Here is a 2984-nt window from a genome sequence, read left to right as displayed (position 1 = left end):
TCGGGCATGTTCCGGACGCCGGTGCGGTCTGCTGATTCACGCTCCCCTGAGGACAACCCGCGCGGCGCACCTGGGCAGCTACCCCTTACCCGTCGTGTCGCTCCACCACGGCGCCCGCTGCGATGCGGAATCCCGCTGCCGAAGAGTGACATTCGGTCGATGCCTCGGCGAGCGTCGTACACGACAACCCGGAGACGGTGATCCGGCGCCCGACGGGCAGCGGCTTGGGCGCCGCCGGACCCCATTCCGGCTGGAGGTAGTTCTCCACCCGCTCACCCGAGAGGGTGACACTGTTGGGTGGCCCGGTGAACACGTCGTTGGTCATGTCCGGAGTTCCCGGCGCAAATGTGGCCGCGCACAACAACGTCGGGGCACCGTTCTCGCCCGGGTAGATTGCACATTCGCGCAGCGGGGACGTGCCGTACGACCAGTGGTAGTACCCCGCCTGGCCTGACCGTTGATAGTCGGCCGCGTCCACGTCGACGACCGTTGCCGTCGGACTCGTCGCCGTCGGACTCGCTGCCGTCGGAGAACTCGTCGCCGCCGACGTCTGGGCGACATCAGCGTCACTGCATGCCGTCGCGAGAGCCACCAGTCCCAGCACCGCTGCGCAGGAAGCGATCGTCGTCCACCTTGAAATCGTTGTCCCTGAACCCGTTGTCATCGCCCCATCCCGTTCGACTGATTCGTCGTCGACCCTCAGCGAGGGGTCCGACAAACACTCCCAGATCTCCGAACACCCACACATTCGGCCCTCGAATCGTCGGGACGCTCTCAGCCGGCAGGAACTGTCGTAGCCGCCGGACATACTGACGACATGCCCAGTGACCGCACCCTCCGACGATCGAAAGGATCCTTCGATGGCTCATCGATTCTCCAGAGCCGCGGCGGCACTCGCCGTCGGCACACTCACCCTGGCCCTCGCAGCGTGCAACGATTCCGGACCGACCGCCGAATCCGCCTCGACCAGCGGTACCGCGTCGGAGGCAGCATCGACCACACGGACGACGTCGACGTCGGGCACAGCCCGGTCGGACGCCTCGGCGACCGGCGACGCGACCCCCGCGGATTGCACCGTCCGCTACCCCTCGACCGGCCTCACCGGGACGGTCGTGGTCAACGAGGGCGCACTCTCCTGCACAGAAGCAACCACCGTCATCGAAAAGTATCTGGCCCTGCCGTCATCGAGCACCGGAGGCAATGCCCGCCACGCTGAAGTCGACGGTTGGAGTTGCGCCTCACCCACCGCCGGCAGCTCACAGTTGCAGGGCATCGGCACCGAATGCAGCAGAGGCACCGACAGCATCCGAGTGGTCACGCCCGGCGGATCGACACAGCCACATCAGGTCTCACTCGCCGACTACGCCCGTCCGAACGGCGACGCCTATCAGTTTTCCGCCGGCAACGGCTTCTGGCGGTGCACCATCTACGCCGAGGCGACCCGTCCACTCGCCGGGTGCAGCGGAACCATGCCATCGAACGCACCCCAGGTGCTCAACCCCTTGCGCACCAAAATGATCAGCCCGAACGGTGTTGAGGTCGGCGGCAACTCGGCCGGAAAGTTCATCGCATCGGGCGACCCGAGATACTTCCCGCAGGGCGCCGACGGCGGCTTCATCACCGGAACAGATCTGCCCGCCGACCATGCCCTGTCGGTGAATCAGGTGACCTGCACGGCACTATCCAACGGGGTGCGCTGCGAAAACCGTTCCGCAAAACACGGTTTCGAGGTCACCGAGACCAACTACCGGCTGTGGTGACGCTCGTCGCGTTCGGCGACTGGCACGGTAACGCCCTGTTCGCCGCCGACGCCCTCGACGCCGCGCCGGCCGAAGATGATGCCCGGCTGATCCACGTGGGCGATTTCGGGTTGTGGTCAGGCTCCTCCGGCGAACGGTACCTGCGCACCGTCGCCGAACAGCTCGGTGAGCGCACCCTCTACGTCATCCCCGGCAATCACGAGTACTGGCCGGGACTTACGCTCGGCAACAAGACTTTCGGATTCTCGGGCGTCGACGCCGACGGCTTCCTGAAATCTCGCCGGCATCCGAAGATCCGGGTCGCTCCGCGCACGAATGTGTGGGAGTGGGATGGTGCGGTGTTCGCGAGCCTCGCGGGTGCGAACAGCATCGATCGCGACCAACGCCGTGAAGGCGTCAGTTGGTGGCCGGAGGAGTCACCGACCGTCGACGACGTGGATACCTTGATCGGGCAGGTCAATGGTCGCGACGTCGACGTCTTCATCACCCATGACGCTCCCGACGACGCCATCGCGCACCTGGATCTGTACCCCGCCTCCCGCGCACCGGTGTGGTCGCCGGATGCACTGGCCTACGCACAGGAATCCGCGGCGGGGGTCGGGGCAGCACGCAGTGCACTTCGCCCACGACTGCAGATCTGTGGACATCACCACGTTCGGCGGACATGCCCCGTCGGCGCTACCCGTGTCGAGTTCCTCGCCGATGACATGGGTACGTTGCGGGACAACAGGATTGTGGTGGTTCCGGACTGGTAGGTGGTTGCAGCATCGGCGTGAGCGTGCGGCCTCGGTACACCGCTTTGTTCCTGGGGCCACTCGATCCGCCGAAGCGAATGCCGCCGCACCCGCCACGACCCATACCGCCAGCGGGATCTCCGGCTGCTTCGAGCCTGAATTCAACGCGTGCGGCGGGCTATTTGGCTGTGGGATCGCAGCGACCACACCCGGTACCGTCGTCACCACCGGAGCGGCACCACCGGTACCTGACCGGTGTCACCGCCTGGTGGCAACGGCTGCGGCGCTGTCTCGCGAACACCGCCGTGAGGCGTTGTCGGTGCCCCGCCATTGGTGGCGGAGCCACTCGCAGGCGATTGTGGCGCCTCCAGCCAGCCTCCCCCACATCTCGACAGCCGGCCAACCACCTCGACGCACAAAAACAACGAGCCGCGACTGTGGTTACCCCCGTTTGCCGGACATCGGTTAAGCGGCTTCGGTAGCCGCCTGG

Annotated in this window: 3 protein-coding genes; 2 read left to right on the top strand and 1 reads right to left on the bottom strand. The window is 66.2% G+C overall.

Features of this window, described 5'->3' with window-relative positions; all coding sequences use genetic code 11:
- Window positions 1–85 precede the first annotated feature (85 nt).
- Window positions 86–664, bottom strand: coding sequence for a hypothetical protein (locus tag B1964_RS01560; protein ID WP_139765585.1), 579 nt, complete (start codon window positions 662–664; stop codon window positions 86–88).
- 196 nt (window positions 665–860) lie between these two features.
- On the opposite strand from B1964_RS01560, the gene B1964_RS30310 reads away from it, so the two are divergent.
- Together B1964_RS30310 and B1964_RS01550 are read left to right on the top strand one after the other, a co-directional pair.
- Window positions 861–1760 carry a hypothetical protein gene (locus B1964_RS30310; protein ID WP_172398717.1) on the top strand — a complete coding sequence of 300 codons (900 nt, stop codon included), beginning with the start codon at window positions 861–863 and terminating at the stop codon, window positions 1758–1760.
- The gene (locus tag B1964_RS01550; RefSeq protein WP_172398716.1) at window positions 1754–2515 is read left to right on the top strand and encodes a metallophosphoesterase; all 762 of its coding nucleotides are present in this window, start codon (window positions 1754–1756) and stop codon (window positions 2513–2515) included. The genes B1964_RS30310 and B1964_RS01550 overlap by 7 nt, the downstream gene beginning before the upstream one ends.
- Window positions 2516–2984 lie beyond the last annotated feature (469 nt).

Source organism: Gordonia sp. i37 (genome assembly GCF_002043085.1).
Classification (GTDB): domain Bacteria; phylum Actinomycetota; class Actinomycetes; order Mycobacteriales; family Mycobacteriaceae; genus Gordonia; species Gordonia polyisoprenivorans.
This window is presented reverse-complemented; position numbering and strand designations above follow the sequence as displayed.

Excerpts from the sequence above, each read along its gene's own strand:
- B1964_RS01560 (WP_139765585.1), bottom strand. The coding sequence starts at position 664 with ATGACAACGGGTTCAGGGACAACGATTTCAAGGTGGACGACGATCGCT.
- B1964_RS30310 (WP_172398717.1), top strand. The coding sequence starts at position 861 with ATGGCTCATCGATTCTCCAGAGCCGCGGCGGCACTCGCCGTCGGCACA.